Origin of the sequence: Pseudescherichia vulneris NBRC 102420 (assembly GCF_000759795.1) — a bacterium.
Lineage (GTDB): Bacteria > Pseudomonadota > Gammaproteobacteria > Enterobacterales > Enterobacteriaceae > Pseudescherichia > Pseudescherichia vulneris.
The window spans coordinates 176,446-195,513 of sequence record NZ_BBMZ01000007.1 but is presented as its reverse complement, the minus strand read 5'-3'; the positions used below and the strand labels follow the sequence as shown (position 1 = coordinate 195,513).

At 56.3% G+C, this 19,068-nt stretch carries 11 protein-coding genes; 6 read left to right on the top strand and 5 right to left on the bottom strand.

The genetic code is table 11. The annotated features are described in order from the left end of the window. Positions 1-574 precede the first annotated feature (574 nt). Complete coding sequence (gene rcsD, locus EV102420_RS04940) at positions 575-3,241, top strand: phosphotransferase RcsD (RefSeq protein WP_077776487.1); 2,667 nt, start codon at positions 575-577, stop codon at positions 3,239-3,241. A 16-nt stretch (positions 3,242-3,257) separates the two neighbouring features. Beyond that, positions 3,258-3,908, top strand: coding sequence for a response regulator transcription factor RcsB (gene rcsB / locus EV102420_RS04935; protein ID WP_042389626.1), 651 nt, complete (start codon positions 3,258-3,260; stop codon positions 3,906-3,908). A 59-nt stretch (positions 3,909-3,967) separates the two neighbouring features. Here rcsB and rcsC read toward each other — a convergent pair whose 3' ends face one another. Next, positions 3,968-6,811 carry a two-component system sensor histidine kinase RcsC gene (gene rcsC / locus EV102420_RS04930; RefSeq protein ID WP_042389624.1) on the bottom strand — a complete coding sequence of 948 codons (2,844 nt, stop codon included), beginning with the start codon at positions 6,809-6,811 and terminating at the stop codon, positions 3,968-3,970. Positions 6,812-6,938: 127 nt separating this feature from the next. Beyond that, positions 6,939-9,575, bottom strand: a complete 2,637-nt coding sequence (gyrA, locus tag EV102420_RS04925) for a DNA topoisomerase (ATP-hydrolyzing) subunit A (RefSeq protein WP_042389622.1) — start codon at positions 9,573-9,575, stop codon at positions 6,939-6,941. Between the two features lie 157 nt (positions 9,576-9,732). Here gyrA and ubiG point away from each other — a divergent pair, with 157 nt between their 5' ends. The 4 genes from ubiG (at position 9,733) to yfaE (ending at position 14,586) form a co-directional block, all read left to right on the top strand. After that, complete coding sequence (gene ubiG, locus EV102420_RS04920) at positions 9,733-10,461, top strand: bifunctional 2-polyprenyl-6-hydroxyphenol methylase/3-demethylubiquinol 3-O-methyltransferase UbiG (protein WP_042389621.1); 729 nt, start codon at positions 9,733-9,735, stop codon at positions 10,459-10,461. 349 nt (positions 10,462-10,810) lie between these two features. Further along, positions 10,811-13,096, top strand: a complete 2,286-nt coding sequence (nrdA, locus tag EV102420_RS04915; RefSeq protein ID WP_042389618.1) for a class 1a ribonucleoside-diphosphate reductase subunit alpha — start codon at positions 10,811-10,813, stop codon at positions 13,094-13,096. Positions 13,097-13,201: 105 nt separating this feature from the next. Next, positions 13,202-14,332 (top strand): class Ia ribonucleoside-diphosphate reductase subunit beta, encoded by a 1,131-nt coding sequence (nrdB, locus tag EV102420_RS04910; RefSeq protein ID WP_042389616.1) that lies wholly within the window; start codon positions 13,202-13,204, stop codon positions 14,330-14,332. Then, positions 14,332-14,586: a class I ribonucleotide reductase maintenance protein YfaE gene (gene yfaE / locus EV102420_RS04905; RefSeq protein WP_042389614.1), complete on the top strand. Its 255-nt coding sequence runs from the start codon at positions 14,332-14,334 to the stop codon at positions 14,584-14,586. Before nrdB ends, yfaE begins: the two co-directional genes overlap by 1 nt. Before the next feature lie 86 nt (positions 14,587-14,672). On the opposite strand, the gene EV102420_RS04900 is transcribed toward yfaE, so the two are convergent. The 3 genes from EV102420_RS04900 to EV102420_RS04890 form a co-directional block, all read right to left on the bottom strand. Continuing rightward, positions 14,673-15,110: a winged helix-turn-helix domain-containing protein gene (locus EV102420_RS04900; RefSeq protein ID WP_306302598.1), complete on the bottom strand. Its 438-nt coding sequence runs from the start codon at positions 15,108-15,110 to the stop codon at positions 14,673-14,675. Between the two features lie 1,045 nt (positions 15,111-16,155). Then, the gene (gene glpT / locus EV102420_RS04895) at positions 16,156-17,505 is read right to left on the bottom strand and encodes a glycerol-3-phosphate transporter (protein ID WP_042389612.1); all 1,350 of its coding nucleotides are present in this window, start codon (positions 17,503-17,505) and stop codon (positions 16,156-16,158) included. Positions 17,506-17,834: 329 nt separating this feature from the next. Further along, positions 17,835-19,034: a nicotinamide mononucleotide deamidase-related protein YfaY gene (locus tag EV102420_RS04890; protein WP_042389610.1), complete on the bottom strand. Its 1,200-nt coding sequence runs from the start codon at positions 19,032-19,034 to the stop codon at positions 17,835-17,837. Positions 19,035-19,068 lie beyond the last annotated feature (34 nt).

Sequence of the window (19,068 nt, the reverse complement as noted above, 5' to 3'; positions counted from 1 at the left end):
CTTTTTTCAGCACCAATGGCTAAAAAATATCGCACTAATAATCAAAAAATAATTTTCTCAGTTAAAAAACAATGAGTTATAAGATTTTTAAAGCATAGCACTGAAAGACAAAACAAATCGTGGATGGGCTACTAAAATAACTCTCGCTATCATCATTAACTTTTATTTATTACCGTCATTCGACTCTGAATGTCCGTTTACCCCAATTCTCGCCGAATGCTCTGCATTCGGCTTTTTTTTACCTTTCTTTACGTTGACTGCGCAATTATGTGCTACCGTGCCGAAATCATAACGACTATTAACTAATGATCACGGAAAGTAAACAAAATGTGCTCCAGGTGAAGCTCCGACAATATCTTGTTATTTCGTACAATTTCCCCGCACTTCTCGTTGAATATTTATACCATCGCTTAAAGCCTGTACAGGTTTGCCGTTTCGCTATGCTGAAATAGCGTTTTTGGCGTTTTGTTCCGCTTCCGAGGTGAAGAGAGTCTGGAAATTCATGCATTACCCTTTATACTGCCTGCTGTACGCCACCCAGTAGCTTAACTTTTACCAGCCTGATGACACACTGATGAGTCGATCCGACAGCATGATCCCTGGCAAGTTTTCCCTGATACCAGGCAACATTACCCGTTTCTTTCTATTACTGATTATCGTTCTGTTGGTCACCCTGGGCGTCATGGTGCAAAGCGCCGTCAATGCATGGCTGAAGGATAAGAGCTATCAAATCGTCGACATCACCCATGCGATGCACAAGCGGGTCGATACCTGGCGCTATGCGACGTGGCAGATCTACGACAATATCGCCGCCGCGCCTGCCGCACCCGCAGACGGTCTGCAGGAGACGCGTTTAAAGCAGGACGTCTACTACCTTGAGAAGCCGCGGCGTAAAACCGAAGCGCTGATCTTTGGCTCACACGACAGCTCTACTCTTGAGATGACGCAGCGCATCTCGACCTATCTCGATACCCTTTGGGGCGCGGAGACCGTGCCCTGGTCGATGTACTATCTTAACGGCCAGGATAACAGCATGATCCTGGTCTCGACCCTGCCGCTGAAGGATCTCTCTTCGGGCTTCAAGGAGTCGACCATCGATAATATCGTCGACTCTCGCCGGGCAGAGATGCTGCAGCAGGCTAACGCCCTCGACGAGCGGGAGAGCTTCTCTCCGCTGCGCAGCCTGAGCTGGCAAAACGGCTACTACTTTACCCTGCGCACCACCTTTAACCAGCCAGGCCATCTGGCGACGGTGGTGGCGTTCGATCTGCCGATTAACGACCTCATTCCTCCCGGTATGCCGATGGACAGCTTCCGCCTCGAAGCGGACAACGGCCCTGCTCCCCTGCGTACCTCGGACAAAGAGACGGCGGACAGCGTTTCGATCAACTTTAGCGGGGCGAAGATTGAGATCTCCTCCTCGCTGAACTCGACGGATATGCGCCTGGTGTGGCAGGTGCCTTTCGGTACCCTGCTGCTGGAGACGCTACAGAATATCGTTCTGCCGCTGCTGCTCAACGTTGGCCTGCTGGCGCTGGCGCTGTTTGGCTTTACCACCTTCCGCCATCAGCCGGGCCGCCAGCTTGACGGTCAGTCCTCGCCGGGTGCCAATAACGAGCTGCGCCTGCTGCGCGCCCTGAACGAAGAGATTGTCTCCGTGCTGCCGCTGGGGCTGCTGGTGCACGACCAGGAGGCCAACCGGACGGTGATTAGCAACAAGATTGCCGATCACCTGCTGCCGCATCTGAACCTGCAAAACATCACCAGCATGGCGGATCAGCACCAGGGCGTGATCCAGGCGACGGTCAACAACGAACTGTATGAGATCCGCCAGTTCCGCAGTCAGGTGGTGCCGAGAACGCAGATCTTTATTATTCGCGATCAGGACCGTGAGGTACTGGTGAATAAAAAGCTCAAGCAGGCCCAGCGTCTGTATGAGAAAAACCAGCAGGGCCGCTCGGCGTTTATGCATCATATCGGCGATGCGCTCCGCCTGCCGATGCAGGCTCTTGCCGGAGAAGCCGCAGCCATCGACAGCGATGAGAGCCATCATCTGGCGCAGCACGCCCAGACGCTGGTGCAGCTGGTAGAGGATATTCAGCTGGCAAACATGCTGGAGACCGACAGCTGGAAAGGAACGCTGACCCAGTTCTCGATTCAGGATCTGATTGATGAAGTGGTGCCCCAGGTGCTGCCGACCATCAAGCGTAAAGGCCTGCAGCTGCTGATCAATAATAACCTGCCCGCTAACGAAGAGCGGCACGGCGATCGCGAGGCGCTGAGGCGCATCCTGCTGATGCTGATCCAGTACGCGGTGACCACCACGCAGATCGGCAAAATTACTCTTGAGGTCGATACCGATGAGTCGGCGGACGATCGCCTGACTTTCCGTATTCTCGATACCGGCGAGGGGGTCACGGCCAGCGAGGTGGACAACCTGCACTTCCCGTTCCTTAACGATACCCAGAGCGATCGCTACGGCAAAGCCAACGCCCTCACCTTCTGGCTGTGCGATCAGCTGGCGCGTAAGCTCGGCGGACATCTGAACATTAAAGCACGCGAAAGCTTAGGCACCCGCTATACGCTGCATGTGAAGATGGCGGCCCAGGCACAGGATGTTGAATCCGAAGAGAAGCTGCTGGACGACGTAGTGGCGATGATCGACATTACCTCCAACGAAATTCGCCATATCGTGGTTCGCCAGCTGGAAAATTGGGGGGCAAGCTGCATCACGCCTGATGAAAGGCTAATAAGTCAAGAATACGATCTGTTCCTGACGGATAATCCGTCTAATCTTACAGCCTCGGGCTTGCTTTTAAGCGATGATGAGGCCGCCGTGCAGAAAATTGGCCCAGGCCAGCTGCGGGTGAACTTTAATATCAGTACTGCCATGCAGGAAGCGATACTGCAGCTTATCGAAGAACAGCTGGCGCAGGATGAGGTCTCTCCCTCACCAATGGGCGGAAATGAAAATGCCGAACTGCATGCCAGCGGCTATTATGCCCTGTTTGTCGATACAGTACCCGACGATGTTAAGAGGTTGTATACTGAAGCGGCTGTAAGCGATTTCGCGGCGCTGGCACAGACAGCGCACCGCCTCAAAGGGGTGTTTGCCATGCTAAATTTGGTTCCCGGCAAGCAATTATGTGAAACGCTGGAACATTTAATTCGAGAGAAAGATGTTTCAGGCATAGAAAAATACATCAGCGACATTGACGCCTACGTCAAAAGCTTGCTGTAGCAAGGTAGCCTTATACATGAACAATATGAACGTAATTATTGCCGATGACCATCCGATTGTACTGTTCGGTATTCGCAAGTCACTTGAACAGATCGAGTGGGTGAATGTAGTCGGTGAATTTGAAGACTCAACACAGCTTATCAATAACCTGCCCAAACTGGATGCGCATGTCCTGATCACCGACCTCTCCATGCCCGGTGATAAATATGGCGACGGTATTACCCTGATTAAATACATCAAGCGCCACTTCCCGAACCTGTCGGTGATCGTGCTGACCATGAACAACAACCCGGCCATCCTCAGCGCAGTGCTGGAGCTGGATATCGAAGGGATTGTCCTGAAACAGGGTGCGCCAGCCGACCTGCCGAAAGCGCTGGCCTCGCTGCAGAAAGGGAAGAAGTTTACCCCGGAGAGCGTCTCTCGCCTGCTGGAGAAGATCAGCGCTGGCGGCTACGGCGACAAGCGACTGTCACCGAAAGAGAGCGAAGTGCTGCGTCTGTTCGCCGAAGGTTTCCTCGTCACCGAGATTGCCAAGAAGCTGAACCGCAGTATTAAAACCATCAGCAGCCAGAAGAAATCCGCGATGATGAAGCTGGGTGTAGATAACGATATCGCCCTGCTGAACTACCTCTCCTCCGTGACCCTGAGCCCGGCGGACAAAGATTAATCTTTTCTGACCGTTAAGCCGGGCGGCGCATTGCGCTTGCCCGGCTTACTCTCTCTGCCTTATCCCCGCGTCTTTCTCACCCGCTCCGCATAGATCGCCAGCGTCTGCTGCAATACGTCCAGCGTTACCGGTTTCGACAGGCAGCTGTCCATGCCTGACTCGAGACAGCGCTGCTTCTCTTCCGCCAGCGCGTTAGCCGTCACGCCCACCACCGGCAGAGTCAGCCCCAGCTGGCGAATGCGCTGCGTCAGGCGGTAGCCATCCATATTCGGCATGTTGACGTCGCTGAGAATAATGTCGATGTGGTTTTTACTGAGCACGTTCAGGGCATCCACGCCGTCATTGGCGGTTTTGCACTGGTAGCCCAGGGAACCCAGCTGATCCGCCAGCAGACGTCGGTTGATCGGATGATCGTCCACCACCAGAATCATCATGTCGTCATTGTGGGCATCCTGCGTCTCGGCAGAGAGTACCGGCGCGGTTTCGCTGGTATCCACCTTGACGCTGTAGATGCGCGCCAGCAGGGCCAGCAGCTCGTGCGGTGACGCCACGCTGTGCGTCCACTCGCCGGGCTTGCGCTCCTGCGGAATGCCGATATGCCGACGGCAGAAGATCACCGCCGCCCTACCCTGCCAGGGCTGGTCGAGGGCGTCATCGGTCAACAGCGTATCGTCCGCGTCCGGGGTCTGCCCTTCGTAGTGCTCGGTGCGGATGCCGTTGCGGGCCAGCAGCGACTCTACAAAGCTGCACAGGGAAGCGTTGCGGATCGCCAGCCAGCAGCGGGTGTTGGCCAGGCCGTCAACGTCAATCGCCTGCGGAGACTGAACGGAGTAGAGCGGGATACGCACGGTAAACTGGCTTCCCATTCCCGGCTCGGTATCCACAGAGATATCGCCGTCCATCATGCTGATCAGCTTCTCACAGATAGCCAGCCCCAGCCCGGTGCCCTGGAAGTTACGTTGCACCCCGGTTCCCACCTGGAAGAAGGGATCGAACAGGCGAACCACCTCTTTGGCCGGAATGCCGACGCCGGTATCGCGTACCTGAATAGAGAGATACTCCCCTGAGCGCTGCACGTGCAGCACGATGCAGCCCACGTCGGTAAATTTGATGGCATTGCTCAGCAGGTTGGAGATCACCTGCTGCAGGCGCATCGGATCGCCCTCCATCATCACCGGCACGTCCGGCTCGATAAAGCAGTACAGCCCGAGCTGCTTACGCACCACCAGCGGCAGGTAGTTAGCGGTAATGTGGTTCATCACCTCGCGCGGGGAGAACTCTCGCGGCTCGATCTTCAGCTGCTCCGACTCAATTTTTGAGAAGTCGAGGATATCGCTGATGATCTTCAGCAGCAGGCTGGAGGAGTTGTTCATCGCCGTGACCAGCCGATCGACCCCTTTCGGCAGGGCCTTGGTTTGCAGCAGATCGAGGTTACCGATAATGCCGTACAGCGGCGTGCGCAGCTCATGGCTAACCGTTGCCAGGAACATCGATTTCGACTGGCTCGCCTGCTCTGCCGCCTGGGCCATATCCTGCAGCGACTCCTCCATTTTTACGCGTGAGGAGACATCCACCAGCACGCAGATCGCCACGTTCTCATTGCGGTAGCGCGAGTGAACAAAGCTAATCTGGAGGTTGGTGTTGTTGCTGGTGAGCACATCAACAAAATTGACCTGCTGACCGCAGATAATCTGCGTCAGCCGCTGCCGATCTTCGTGGGTCAGCATATTAAGGTAGTTGTGCGCCAGCTCGTTACTCAGAATGTTTGTCCCATCCTGGGTACGTAAAATACAGATCCCCACCGGCGCGGAGGCCACAATCTTGCGGTTGAACTGCTCATGCTCTTCAAGGCGCTGGGCATCCGCCTCCGCCGGAATAAAGATGCGTCGCTCGTACATCCGCGCCAGGGTAAAGAGCGCGATCCCCACCAGCACGTTAAGCAGCACCGCGTTGAGGATCAGCATGCGGATATGCTCCAGCACCAGATCCACCGGCACCGAGTAAACCACGCTCAGAGATGAGGGTTGCAGGCTCTTCTTCAGCACCAGATCGCGGAATCCAGAGGTGTAGCCAAACCAGGAGCGCTCCTGCATCCAACGCGGATCGATCTCCGGGCGGTTGTCCGGCCCGGTCAGAGAGATCAGCGCATGGCCGTTCTCATCGAGAATGGTCACGCTTATCGGCAGCGTACCCGGGGTAAAGAAGTTATCCATGCGGATAGACTGCTCAACGCCCAGCAGCGCCTGCAGGCGGTTAGCCAGATAAACCGGCGTCAACGCGTAGAAGTAGCCGATGCCCGGACGCGCGCCCTGGCTTATCCAGAAGATGTTGTTGCCACGCTCTTCCTGCGGAGCATTGCGATACTTCATGATGCGCTCGTGCAGGTTTTTCAGGGCGCTTTCCCGCTCCAGCGGCACGTCGCGCAGACCAAAGTCGGCCATGCAAAGATTTGCGCTGCCGATTAAAAATACCCGGTTGAGATCGTAGGCAGCGGAGAAGTTGTCCCGCCAGTAGCGCATAAACCACGCCAGCGACTCCAGCGAGCCGCGCCAGGCCGTGCCCATTGCCGCGCAGTCAGAGTCTGGAAACAGCGGTTGAAAATCGGGAACGTCGTTCTGCGTATTCGGGCCGCGAGAGGCCAGAATGCCGTTCTCTGCCGTCAGGCGATTTTCCGCGATGTACTTAAGCTCTTTCATCACGTCTGAGGTGCGCTGAATATAGCGCTGGGCCTGATCGGAGCTGAGGTTAAACTCCTTGCGGATTTCAGACTCTTTTTGGTGCAGGGCGTTGACGATGTAGAACACCGAGCAGAGAACAATCAGCAGCCAAAGCAGCAGCGCCAGCGCCCGAAACAGGTAGCGTGAAACCTTGAGTGTAGTACGAAAAGAGACGAGGTATTTCAACGTGGCGATGCTCCGCCGTCAGGGTCAAAAAAGGATGTCGATAAGGTAGCGGTAAAACGGGCAGACCGCAAAGAAAAAGGGCCGGATTGCCGGCCCTTTCATCAATGCTCAGAGTGACTGCGCAGAATTACTCTTCGCTATCGTCCGCTGCATCATCGTCAGCGTCGGTTTCCGGGGCGATATCGTCATCGCCCTCTGCCACCGTGCCGTCGATTGCGTCCAGCTCTTCGTCATCTACCGGCTCGGCCACACGCTGCAGACCCACTACGTTCTCATCTTCCGCGGTACGGATGAGGATCACGCCCTGGGTGTTACGGCCTACCACGCTCACTTCCGACACGCGAGTACGCACCAGCGTACCGGCATCGGTGATCATCATGATCTGGTCGGTGTCGGTGACCTGCACCGCGCCCACCACGGAGCCGTTGCGCTCGGTGACCTTGATGGAGATAACGCCCTGAGTACCGCGCGATTTGGTTGGGTACTCGGTCTCTGCGGTACGTTTACCGTAGCCGTTCTTAGTCACGGTCAGGATGGCGCCTTCACCACGAGGAATAATCAAAGAAACGACTTTGTCTTCACCCGCAAGCTTGATACCACGCACGCCGGTCGCAGTACGACCCATGGCACGAACGGCATCTTCTTTAAAGCGCACCACTTTACCGGCGGCAGAGAACAGCATCGCTTCATCAGATCCGGAGGTCAGATCCACGCCAATCAGCTCGTCGCCTTCGTTGAGGTTCACCGCAATAATACCGGCAGAACGTGGGCGGCTGAACTCGGTCAGCGCCGTTTTCTTCACCGTGCCGCTGGCGGTCGCCATAAAGACGTTGACGCCCTCTTCGTACTCGCGCACCGGCAGGATCGCGGTGATACGCTCGTTGGCTTCCAGCGGCAGCAGGTTGACGATCGGACGACCGCGCGCACCACGGCTTGCTTCCGGCAGCTGGTAGACCTTCATCCAGTAGAGACGACCCCGGCTGGAGAAGCAGAGGATCGTGTCGTGGGTGTTGGCCACCAGCAGACGATCGATAAAGTCCTCTTCTTTAATACGGGCTGCGGACTTGCCTTTACCACCGCGGCGCTGGGCCTCGTAGTCGGTCAGCGGCTGGTACTTAACGTAGCCCTGATGCGACAACGTGACCACCACATCTTCACGGTTGATCAGATCTTCAATGTTGATATCAGAGCTGTTCGCGGTGATCTCGGTGCGGCGCGCGTCGCCAAACTGGTCACGAACCAGCTCCAGCTCCTCGCGGATCACCTCCATCAGACGATCGGCGCTGCCGAGAATGTGCAGCAGCTCGGCGATCTGCGCCAGCAGCTCTTTGTACTCGTCGAGCAGCTTCTCGTGCTCCAGGCCGGTCAGCTTCTGCAGACGCAGATCGAGGATCGCCTGGGCCTGCTGTTCGGTCAGGTAGTACTTACCGTCACGCACGCCAAACTCGGGCTCCAGCCACTCTGGACGCGCGGCGTCATCGCCCGCGCCTGCCAGCATGGCCGCCACGTTGCCCAGATCCCACGCCTGCGCCACCAGCCCCGCTTTCGCTTCGGCCGGGGTCGGAGCACGGCGGATCAGCTCGATAATCGGGTCGATGTTCGCCAGCGCAACCGCCAACGCCTCAAGGATATGCGCACGATCGCGGGCTTTACGCAGTTCAAAAATGGTCCGACGGGTCACGACTTCACGACGGTGGCGCACAAACGCAGAAAGAATATCTTTCAGGTTCATGATCTTCGGCTGACCGTGGTGCAGCGCAACCATGTTGATACCGAAGGAGACCTGCAGCTGCGTCTGGGAGTAGAGGTTGTTCAGCACCACCTCGCCCACTGCGTCGCGTTTGATCTCGATCACGATGCGCATGCCGTCTTTATCGGACTCGTCGCGCAGGGCGCTGATGCCCTCAACGCGCTTGTCTTTTACCAGCTCGGCAATCTTCTCGATCAGGCGCGCTTTGTTCACCTGGTACGGGATTTCGTGCACGATGATGGTTTCACGACCGGTTTTCGCGTCGGCTTCCACTTCCGCGCGTGCGCGAATGTAGATCTTGCCGCGCCCGGTGCGATAGGCCTCTTCGATACCGCGACGACCGTTGATGATCGCCGCCGTTGGGAAGTCTGGCCCTGGAATGTGCTCCATCAGCCCTTCAACGCTGATGTTCTCATCGTCGATGTAGGCCAGGCAGCCGTTGATCACTTCCGTCAGGTTGTGTGGCGGAATGTTGGTGGCCATCCCTACCGCGATACCGGACGCGCCGTTGACCAGCAGGTTCGGGATTTTGGTCGGCATGACGTCTGGAATGCGTTCGGTTCCGTCGTAGTTATCAACGAAATCGACCGTCTCTTTTTCCAGATCGGCCATCAGCTCGTGGGCGATTTTCGACATACGGATTTCCGTATAACGCATCGCTGCGGCGGAGTCGCCGTCTACCGAGCCGAAGTTACCCTGGCCATCGACCAGCATATAACGCAGCGAAAACGGCTGCGCCATACGAACGATGGTGTCATACACCGCCGTATCACCATGGGGATGGTATTTACCGATTACGTCACCAACGACACGGGCAGATTTTTTGTAGGCTTTATTCCAGTCATTGCCCAATACGTTCATGGCGTAAAGTACGCGACGGTGTACCGGTTTCAGGCCATCGCGGACGTCTGGCAGCGCACGGCCAACAATGACCGACATCGCATAGTCCAGATAGGAGCTCTTCAGCTCTTCCTCGATGTTAACCGGTGTAATTTCTCTCGCAAGGTCGCTCATCTAACCGCTATCCCTCTACTGTATCCCGGATTCAAAGGTCGCAAATTATAACACAGCCGACGTGATTCCGGTAAAGGAAACACCCCCGCCAATGCTTTATTGATACTTCTCTCCTGATATACTCAATGCACTGATTGATTAAGGAGTAAAAGCGCCCATGAATGCTGAAAAACCGCCGGTGGCTCAAAACGTTGACTATGAAGAGATCGCCAAATTTGAAGCCGTGGCGTCACGCTGGTGGGATACCGAAGGCGAGTTTAAACCGCTGCATCGTATCAACCCCCTGCGCCTGGGCTATATCGCCGAGCGCGTCGGCGGCCTGTTCGGCAAAAAAGTGCTGGACGTCGGCTGCGGCGGCGGCATCCTGGCCGAGAGCATGGCCCGGGAAGGCGCTAACGTCAGCGGCCTCGATATGGGCTTTGAGCCACTGCAGGTCGCTCGCCTGCACGCCCTGGAGTCCGGCGTTCATGTCGAATACGTTCAGGAGACGGTAGAGGAGCATGCGGCTAAGCAGGCTGGACAGTATGACGTCGTCACCTGCATGGAGATGCTGGAGCACGTTCCCGATCCGCAGTCGGTGGTGCACGCCTGCGCCCGCCTCGTTAAGCCAGGGGGCCACGTCTTCTTCTCGACGCTTAACCGCAGCGGTAAAGCCTGGCTGCTGGCGATTGTCGGCGCGGAGTATGTGTTGCGCATGGTGCCGAAAGGTACGCACGACGTGAAGAAGTTTATCAAACCCGCCGAGCTGATTAGCTGGATCGATCCTACCCCGCTGCAGGAGCGGCATATGATTGGCCTGCACTACAATCCGCTTAGCGATCGCTTCAAGCTGGCCCCAGGCGTTGACGTGAACTACATGCTGCACACCCAGGCAAAAAACAGCTAACGTTATCCGAAAATGTGATGACAATTACGCAGCCTCATAAGCTGCGTAATTCACTTCCGCCAGTTCCGCGATGAAGATTTCAGCGTTCGATCACATTCACTTTTTTTTTTCACATGCGTTGACTTTCCTGTAGCCCTTATCGTTCGCGGACTTAGCGTTTATTACCTTTCCGCAACCGCAATTTAACCTCAAAATCAACTCTTGTACTGAAAAGAATCCAGACTAGAATACTCACCATATTGTGACGTTTTTATCAAACACCCCCTACATATAGTATTTATCCACAGGTTTAACCACAGTGTGAAAATGTGGATAAGCGGGGGATACTTTTTTTCTTAAGGACAGGTACATGAATCAGAGTCTGCTGGTGACGAAGCGTGATGGTCGTACTGAACGCATCAATCTGGATAAAATCCACCGGGTGCTGGATTGGGCGGCAGAAGGGCTGAATAACGTATCGATCTCTCAGGTTGAACTGCGTTCCCATATTCAGTTCTACGACGGCATTAAAACGTCCGACATCCACGAAACCATTATCAAAGCCGCTGCGGATCTCATCTCCCGCGACGCGCCGGATTATCAATATCTGGCTGCCCGCCTTGCCATCTTCCACCTGCGTAAAAAAGCCTACGGCCAGTTTGAGCCGCCGGTGCTGATCGACCACGTACGCAAGATGATTGAGCTGGGCAAGTACGATAATCATCTGCTGGAAGACTACACGGAAGAAGAGTTCCAGCAGATGGACGGTTTCATCCAGCACGACCGCGACCTGACCTTCTCCTATGCGGCCGTAAAGCAGCTGGAAGGCAAATATCTGGTTCAGAACCGCGTGACCGGCGAAATCTACGAGAGCGCCCAGTTCCTCTACATTCTGGTTGCCGCGTGCCTGTTCTCTAACTATCCGCGCGACACCCGTCTGGACTACGTGAAGCGTTTCTATGACGCGGTCTCGACCTTTAAGATCTCGCTGCCGACGCCGATCATGTCCGGCGTGCGTACCCCGACCCGCCAGTTCAGCTCCTGCGTGCTGATCGAGTGCGGCGACAGCCTGGACTCCATCAACGCCACCTCCAGCGCGATTGTGAAGTATGTCTCCCAGCGCGCCGGTATCGGCATCAACGCCGGCCGCATCCGCGCCCTCGGCAGCCCGATCCGCGGCGGTGAAGCGTTCCACACCGGCTGTATTCCGTTCTACAAGCACTTCCAGACCGCGGTGAAGTCCTGCTCCCAGGGCGGCGTGCGCGGCGGTGCGGCGACCCTCTTCTACCCGATGTGGCATCTGGAAGTTGAGAGCCTGCTGGTGCTGAAAAACAACCGTGGCGTTGAAGGCAACCGCGTTCGTCACATGGACTACGGCGTACAGATCAACAAGCTGATGTACACCCGTCTGCTGAAAGGCCAGGATATCACCCTCTTCAGCCCGTCCGACGTGCCGGGCCTGTACGACGCCTTCTTTGCCGATCAGGACGAGTTTGAGCGCCTGTACGTGCAGTATGAGCAGGATGAGAGCATCCGTAAGCAGCGCGTGAAGGCCGTTGAGCTCTTCTCGCTGATGATGCAGGAGCGTGCCTCCACCGGTCGTATCTACATTCAGAACGTTGACCACTGCAACACCCACAGCCCGTTCGATCCAGCGGTTGCGCCAGTGCGCCAGTCCAACCTGTGCCTGGAGATCGCCCTGCCGACCAAACCGCTGATGGACGTCAACGACGAGAACGGCGAAATCGCACTCTGTACGCTGTCGGCGTTCAACCTTGGCGCTATCAACAATCTCGACGAGCTGGAAGAGCTGGCCGTGCTGGCGGTACGTGCTCTGGATGCGCTGCTGGACTATCAGGACTACCCGATCCCGGCCGCCAAACGCGGGGCCATGGGCCGCCGTACGCTGGGTATTGGCGTGATCAACTACGCCTACTGGCTGGCGAAAAACGGCAAGCGCTACTCCGACGGCAGCGCCAACAACCTGACCCACCAGACCTTTGAAGCCATTCAGTACTACCTGCTGAAAGCCTCTAACGAGCTGGCGCAAGAGCAAGGCGCGTGCCCGTGGTTCAACGAGACCACCTATGCCCAGGGTATCCTGCCGATCGACACCTATAAAAAGGATCTCGACGCCATTACCGACGAAGCGCTGCACTACAACTGGGAAGCGCTGCGTCAGTCCATCAAAACCCACGGCCTGCGTAACTCCACGCTCTCCGCGCTGATGCCGTCTGAGACCTCATCGCAGATCTCTAACGCCACCAACGGCATTGAGCCGCCGCGCGGCCACGTGAGCATCAAAGCGTCGAAAGACGGGATCCTGCGTCAGGTGGTGCCAGATTATGAGCACCTGAAAAACAACTATGAGCTGTTGTGGGAGATGCCGAACAACGACGGTTACCTCCAGCTGGTGGGCATCATGCAGAAGTTTATCGACCAGTCGATCTCTGCGAACACCAACTACGATCCGTCCCGCTTCCCGTCTGGCAAAGTGCCGATGCAGCAGCTGCTGAAGGATCTGCTCACCGCCTATAAGTTTGGCGTCAAGACCCTGTACTATCAGAACACCCGTGACGGTGCGGAAGATGCGCAGGACGATATGGTGCCTTCTATTCAGGACGACGGCTGCGAAAGCGGCGCATGTAAGATTTAATATCGTTTAGCCGGGTGGCGCTTCGCTCACCCGGCCTACGGGATATTGTAGGCCCGGCAAGCTCTGCGCCGCCGGGCGCATACTAGCAGGACAGGAAACACTCGCATGGCATACACCACCTTTTCACAGACGAAGAACGATCAGCTAAAAGAGCCGATGTTTTTCGGCCAGTCGGTCAACGTCGCCCGCTACGATCAGCAAAAATATGACATCTTTGAAAAGCTGATTGAGAAACAGCTCTCCTTCTTCTGGCGTCCGGAAGAGGTTGACGTCTCGCGTGACCGCATCGACTTCCAGGCGCTGCCGGAGCATGAAAAGCACATCTTCCTCAGCAACCTAAAGTATCAGACGCTGCTGGACTCCATTCAGGGCCGCAGTCCTAACGTGGCGCTGCTGCCGCTGATCTCTATCCCTGAGCTGGAGACGTGGGTCGAAACCTGGGCGTTCTCCGAGACCATCCACTCGCGCTCCTACACCCATATCATCCGTAACATCGTCAACGATCCGGCGATTGTGTTTGATGATATCGTCACCAACGAGCAGATCCTCAAGCGAGCGGAAGGTATCTCCCACTTCTATGACGATCTGATCCAGCTGACCAGCTACTGGCACCTGCTGGGCGAAGGCACGCATACCGTCAACGGCCAGACCGTGACCGTGAACCTGCGCGAGCTGAAGAAGAAACTCTATCTCTGCCTGATGAGCGTGAACGCGCTGGAAGCGATCCGCTTCTACGTCAGCTTCGCCTGCTCCTTTGCCTTTGCCGAGCGCGAGCTGATGGAAGGCAACGCCAAGATCATTCGCCTGATCGCCCGCGATGAGGCCCTGCACCTGACCGGCACCCAGCATATGCTGAACCTGCTGCGCAGCGGCGTGGACGATCCGGAGATGGCGGAGATTGCCGAAGAGTGCAAGCAGGCCTCTTACGATCTCTTCGTACAGGCGGCACAGCAGGAGAAAGAGTGGGCGGAGTATCTCTTCCAGGGCGGCTCGATGATCGGCCTGAACAAAGATATTCTCTGCCAGTACGTAGAGTACATCACCAATATCCGTATGCAGGCGGTGGGTCTGGATCTGCCGTTCCAAACCCGCTCCAACCCAATCCCGTGGATCAACACCTGGCTGGTCTCTGACAACGTGCAGGTAGCGCCGCAGGAAGTTGAGGTGAGCTCTTACCTGGTCGGACAGATCGATTCGGAAGTGAACACCGACGATCTCAGCGACTTCCAGCTCTAATGGGTGCGGTGACGCTGCGCATCACTGGCGCACAGCTGCTGTGCCAGGATGAACATCCGTCGCTGCTGGCGGCGTTAGAGTTCCACAAGGTTGATGTAGAGTACCAGTGCCGGGAGGGCTACTGCGGCTCCTGCCGCACCCGGCTGATTGCTGGTCAGGTTGAGTGGCTCACCGAGCCGCTGGCCTTTATCCAGGCCGGGGAGATCCTCCCCTGCTGCTGTCGCGCCATGGGCGATATTGAACTCGATCTGTAGTGGGCGATCGGCAAATATAAAAAATCCCTGAGCACACATATGTTCAGGGATAAATTTCCGGGTTGACATCACTCACGCCGGAATAGCTAACTCTCCGTTATTATTTCAGGGCAGCGCTGGAGTTCACTGACCCTGTAATAGATTGGCGTAATATCAACGTAGTTAATGATATAGCCGCTTCCCCGGACGTTGGCGATGAAATCATCGGGTAATCCCAGCAGGCTGAGCCGACGATTCAGGTTTTTTAATACCTGCCACAGGCGCTGGCTCGATGGCACCAGATCGTTCTCCTCCCACACCACGCGCAGCAGCTCCTCGCGCGGCACCGTCGTATGACGGCCATGCTGTAATAGATAGACAAACAGATGCAGCATCGTATGGTTAAATAATACCGAGCCAAAGATAAATGATTTATCGGCACTTCCCTGCGGCAGGCGATAAAGCCTTCGGTTTTCAATCTCGAAGTGAATTTCTTTGCCGATTACGTAACCGTATAGCCGATATCCCATCGTATCTTTACTCATATCTCTTAAAACTGTCCGTAGGGTGCCGTTCGATCCTTATTTCATAAGTCGCACTGATAATAAGGACGATTATATGGCGATAGTGAATACTTTCAACATACAGCCCGGCGCTTATTTTTACACGCCGTGATGCATGTAAATAAATTATTGTTCGACGTTAACAGCAATATTTAGCGTTAAATAGTGAAAAAAGGTAAACAGAGAGTCGCACTGGGTCATCCAGGATCGTCGCGCGGATCATCAACATAATGTATTGATTTTACATGATTTATAAGAAGTAAATGCTACGTGAACCTTACCTGTTTCCTGGGCATAAAAAAAGGGCCTTACGGTAATACTTATCAGTTAAGCCCAAGAAAAAGGAACTATGTAACTCTGGTGTATATGTTCCGTTCACCCTAAATCAGACAGAACATATAACGAGTATCACACGTGAACGGGATAAGGGGGCCACCGCGGCCCCCTTATCGATCCCCGCGGCCCCGCGGGGAAACCGGTGCTTCGCACTGCGCTCACCTCCCGTCCGGCTGACCGACGGCCGGCTCGACTCGACGTCGTGTCTCGTTTCGCCTCTGGCCGCCCTCCCTGGCGTCCAGTCCTTGTCATCCGGTCTCCGGTTCGCCGGTTTCAGCGGGGACTCAACCCCCGCGCTGTGAGACTGTACTCCACAGCAACAAAGAAATCGCTGTAGGCTCGGTATTAAAGCGAGGTATTGGGTCCGGCTGAAAATCGCTGAGGCGTTCACTTGCGGCCGGGGCAGCCCGCATGGATGCGGGCTGAGGGCGTGACTTACAGGGACGTTGCATCTCGCCCGACCCGGTAGCCGGAAGGGATAAGCCGAGGGAACCGCGCAGCGGCGATTTTCCCTGCCGGGAGCCCGGGTCGCCAGGGTGGTGGCGGCGAGCCACCCTGGCACGTTCACGTGTGCGGGGTTTCCAGATAAGCAGAATGTATGAAGTGAACGGGAATCATCGCAGATCCACATATTCCTTCTGTACTTCCAAACAGAAAAGGGCCTTACGGCCCTTTTCTGTTTTAGTCCTTATTAACGACGCGCCAGCACTTCCGCATGGTGGCGTTTTTCACCAAACATCACCACAATCAGTAGCAGTACGGCCAGCACGCTTCCGCCGATCATTACCATAAATCCGCCGTCCCAGCCGAAGAAGTCAACGGTATAGCCTACAATGGCGCTCGCCGCCACGGAACCGCCAAGGTATCCAAACAGGCCGGTAAAGCCTGCCGCGGTGCCTGCCGCTTTTTTCGGGGCCAGCTCCAGGGCATGCAGACCAATCAGCATCACCGGACCATAGATCAGGAAGCCGATAACGATCATGCAGGCCATATCCACGCCCGGATTGCCCGGCGGGTTAAGCCAGTACACCACGGTAGCAATGGTCACCAGCGTCATAAAGAACACGCCCGTCGCACCACGGTTGCCTTTGAACACCTTATCCGACATCCAGCCGCACAGCAGGGTGCCAGGGATCCCCGCATATTCATACAAGAAGTAGGCCCACGAGGATTTATCCAGCGCAAAGTGTTTCACCTCACGCAGGTAGGTCGGCGACCAGTCGAGGATGCCGTAGCGCAGCAGATAGACAAAGACGTTGGCTATCGCGATGTACCACAGCAGCTTGTTGGGCAGGACATACTTCATGAAGATCTGTTTAGCGGTCAGCTCCTCTTCGTGCTGCTCGCTGTAATCATCCGGATAGTCATTCTTATACTCTTCAATAGGTGGCAGCCCCTGAGACTGCGGCGTATCACGCATCAGCGCAAAGGCAATGATTGCCACCACAATCGCACCGAACGCTGGCATATAGAGCGCGGCTTTCCAGTCGTTAAACCAGGCCATCCCTAGCAGGAACAGCAGAGGCGGAATACCGCCGCCCACGTTATGCGCACAGTTCCACACCGAAACAATGCCGCCGCGCTCTTTCTGCGACCACCAGTGCACCATGGTGCGACCGCACGGGGGCCACCCCATCCCCTGGAACCAGCCGCATAAGAAGAGCAGTACGAACATGACGGCAATGCTCGATGTCGCCCACGGCACGAAGCCCATGAACAGCATCACCGCCGCCGCCAGGATCAGCCCCGCAGGCAGGAAAACGCGTGGATTAGAACGATCCGATACCGAGCCCATAATGAACTTGGAGAAACCGTAGGCAATGGAGATTCCCGACAGCGCGAATCCGAGATCGCCGCGGGAGAAACCCTGCTCTACCAGATAGGGCATCGCGAGGGCGAAGTTTTTACGCACCAGATAGTACGCCGCGTAGCCAAAGAAGATGCCGATAAAGATTTGCCAGCGCAAACGACGGTAGAGCGGATCAATCTCTGCCTTTCCCAGGCGCGCCTGATGTGGCGCTGGTTTAAAGATACTGAGCATGTAGCCTCCGTGGCCAAGTATTAAATTTGTAGAGTAAAGGTGCCTCACCACTTCAGCGAGGCTGACGATGTTAAGAAATATCGGCAAATGTTACTGTGAATCCACGCACAGATTGTTACAGAAATATGACAAAAAATGCGCAAAAAAGCGCATCGGCACGCAATATTTTTTTCGAATCATGCTCGACAGTGCGCGCAAGCAACCAAAAAATAGATTAGAAAGGATTAAATGATAAGAAAACGAACATAAAGGAGGGGGCAGTACGGGAGTGTTAAGATGTCCACCAGCAAAGGCGGTGAACATCCTGGTATGCTACAGGCGGAAGCGGATCACGCTACAAACAGGGAATCCACTACGCTCACCCAGCCGTGATCGCTGGCGACATTTTTACCGCTCAGCCAGCGGCGCAGTATGTTCAGGGCCATCATGGCGCACACTTCCTGGCGGATGGCCACGCCGTGGCGTCCGGTGCTGAACTTGACTCGCAGCGCGTGAGTACCCTGCGGCGTAGCGAGGGCAAAGTTAATGTGCTCCTCGTCCAGCCCGCCGACGCTCAGGGCCAGCCCGGCCAGGTGGCGGTTGCGCTGCTCCGTGGCCCAGCGCGCGGTCTGCTCCAGCGTATCGGCCTGGAACGGCAGTACCTCGCTCGCCAGCAGCGGAGCGGACGCACGGGAGAGTTGCAGCGCCAGCAGGCCGCTGGTGAATTGCTCGCTAACGGTCAGGCTCAGCTGCTGCTCACGCATCTTCTCTGCCAGCAGCGCCGGTAGCCCCTGGGTGCCTTCAAAGATCAGGCTCTCGCCCGCAACGCGCTGCACCTCTGGCCACAGCGCCTCCATGGCTGCACGCTGCTCCGCCGGGCCAGTCAGCTTCAGCTCAATGATCGGCATGGATGAGCGGTAGCCCATCACCACCCCTTCCGGCAGCTGAAGGTGATCCAGGCTCTGGGCCAGATCGCTCTCGGAGCGGCCAAAGGTGGTCAGTCGCAGGCAGACTGGCGGCAACGGCAGGCTAAAGCGCGCCCGCAGACGCGGCAGGATCTCCTGCTGCACCATCACCTTGAATTCTGACGGCACGCCTGGCGTAAAGAACATCAGGCAGCGGTTAAGCTTGACGGCAAAGCCGCAGGCGGTGCCCACCGGGTTATCAATCAGCTCCGCGTTGGCCGGGATCTCCGCCTGCTTGCGGTTGCTGGGTGCCATTACGCGCCCGCGCTCGGTGAAGAAGCGCTCCATGTGGCTCAGCCACGCCTCATGCAGCACCAGTTCTTCGCCCGCTGCGGTCGCGGCTGCCAGCGCGCTGAGATCGTCGCTGGTCGGCCCCAGGCCACCGTTAACGATTAAGATATCGGCGTGCTCGCTGCGCTCGCGCAGAATGGCAACCAGATCGTTAAGGCTGTCGCCCACGGTGTTACGGCGCGTCAGTGGCAACCCTTCGGTGAAAAACAGATCGGCAAGCCAGGCGGCGTTCGTATCCACAATCTGACCATGCAGGACTTCATCCCCGGTAGACAGCATTTCCACGTTTATCATCGTTATCTCCGTACTCTCCCTTACCTGTTGTGGG

What these genes read in the sequence shown, in the direction of transcription:
- rcsD (WP_077776487.1), top strand. Translation starts at nt 575, where the DNA reads ATGAGTCGATCCGACAGCATGATCCCTGGCAAGTTTTCCCTGATACCA.
- rcsB (WP_042389626.1), top strand. Translation starts at nt 3,258, where the DNA reads ATGAACAATATGAACGTAATTATTGCCGATGACCATCCGATTGTACTG.
- gyrA (WP_042389622.1), bottom strand. Translation starts at nt 9,575, where the DNA reads ATGAGCGACCTTGCGAGAGAAATTACACCGGTTAACATCGAGGAAGAG.
- ubiG (WP_042389621.1), top strand. Translation starts at nt 9,733, where the DNA reads ATGAATGCTGAAAAACCGCCGGTGGCTCAAAACGTTGACTATGAAGAG.
- nrdA (WP_042389618.1), top strand. Translation starts at nt 10,811, where the DNA reads ATGAATCAGAGTCTGCTGGTGACGAAGCGTGATGGTCGTACTGAACGC.
- nrdB (WP_042389616.1), top strand. Translation starts at nt 13,202, where the DNA reads ATGGCATACACCACCTTTTCACAGACGAAGAACGATCAGCTAAAAGAG.
- yfaE (WP_042389614.1), top strand. Translation starts at nt 14,332, where the DNA reads ATGGGTGCGGTGACGCTGCGCATCACTGGCGCACAGCTGCTGTGCCAG.
- EV102420_RS04900 (WP_306302598.1), bottom strand. Translation starts at nt 15,110, where the DNA reads ATGAGTAAAGATACGATGGGATATCGGCTATACGGTTACGTAATCGGC.
- glpT (WP_042389612.1), bottom strand. Translation starts at nt 17,505, where the DNA reads ATGCTCAGTATCTTTAAACCAGCGCCACATCAGGCGCGCCTGGGAAAG.
- EV102420_RS04890 (WP_042389610.1), bottom strand. Translation starts at nt 19,034, where the DNA reads ATGATAAACGTGGAAATGCTGTCTACCGGGGATGAAGTCCTGCATGGT.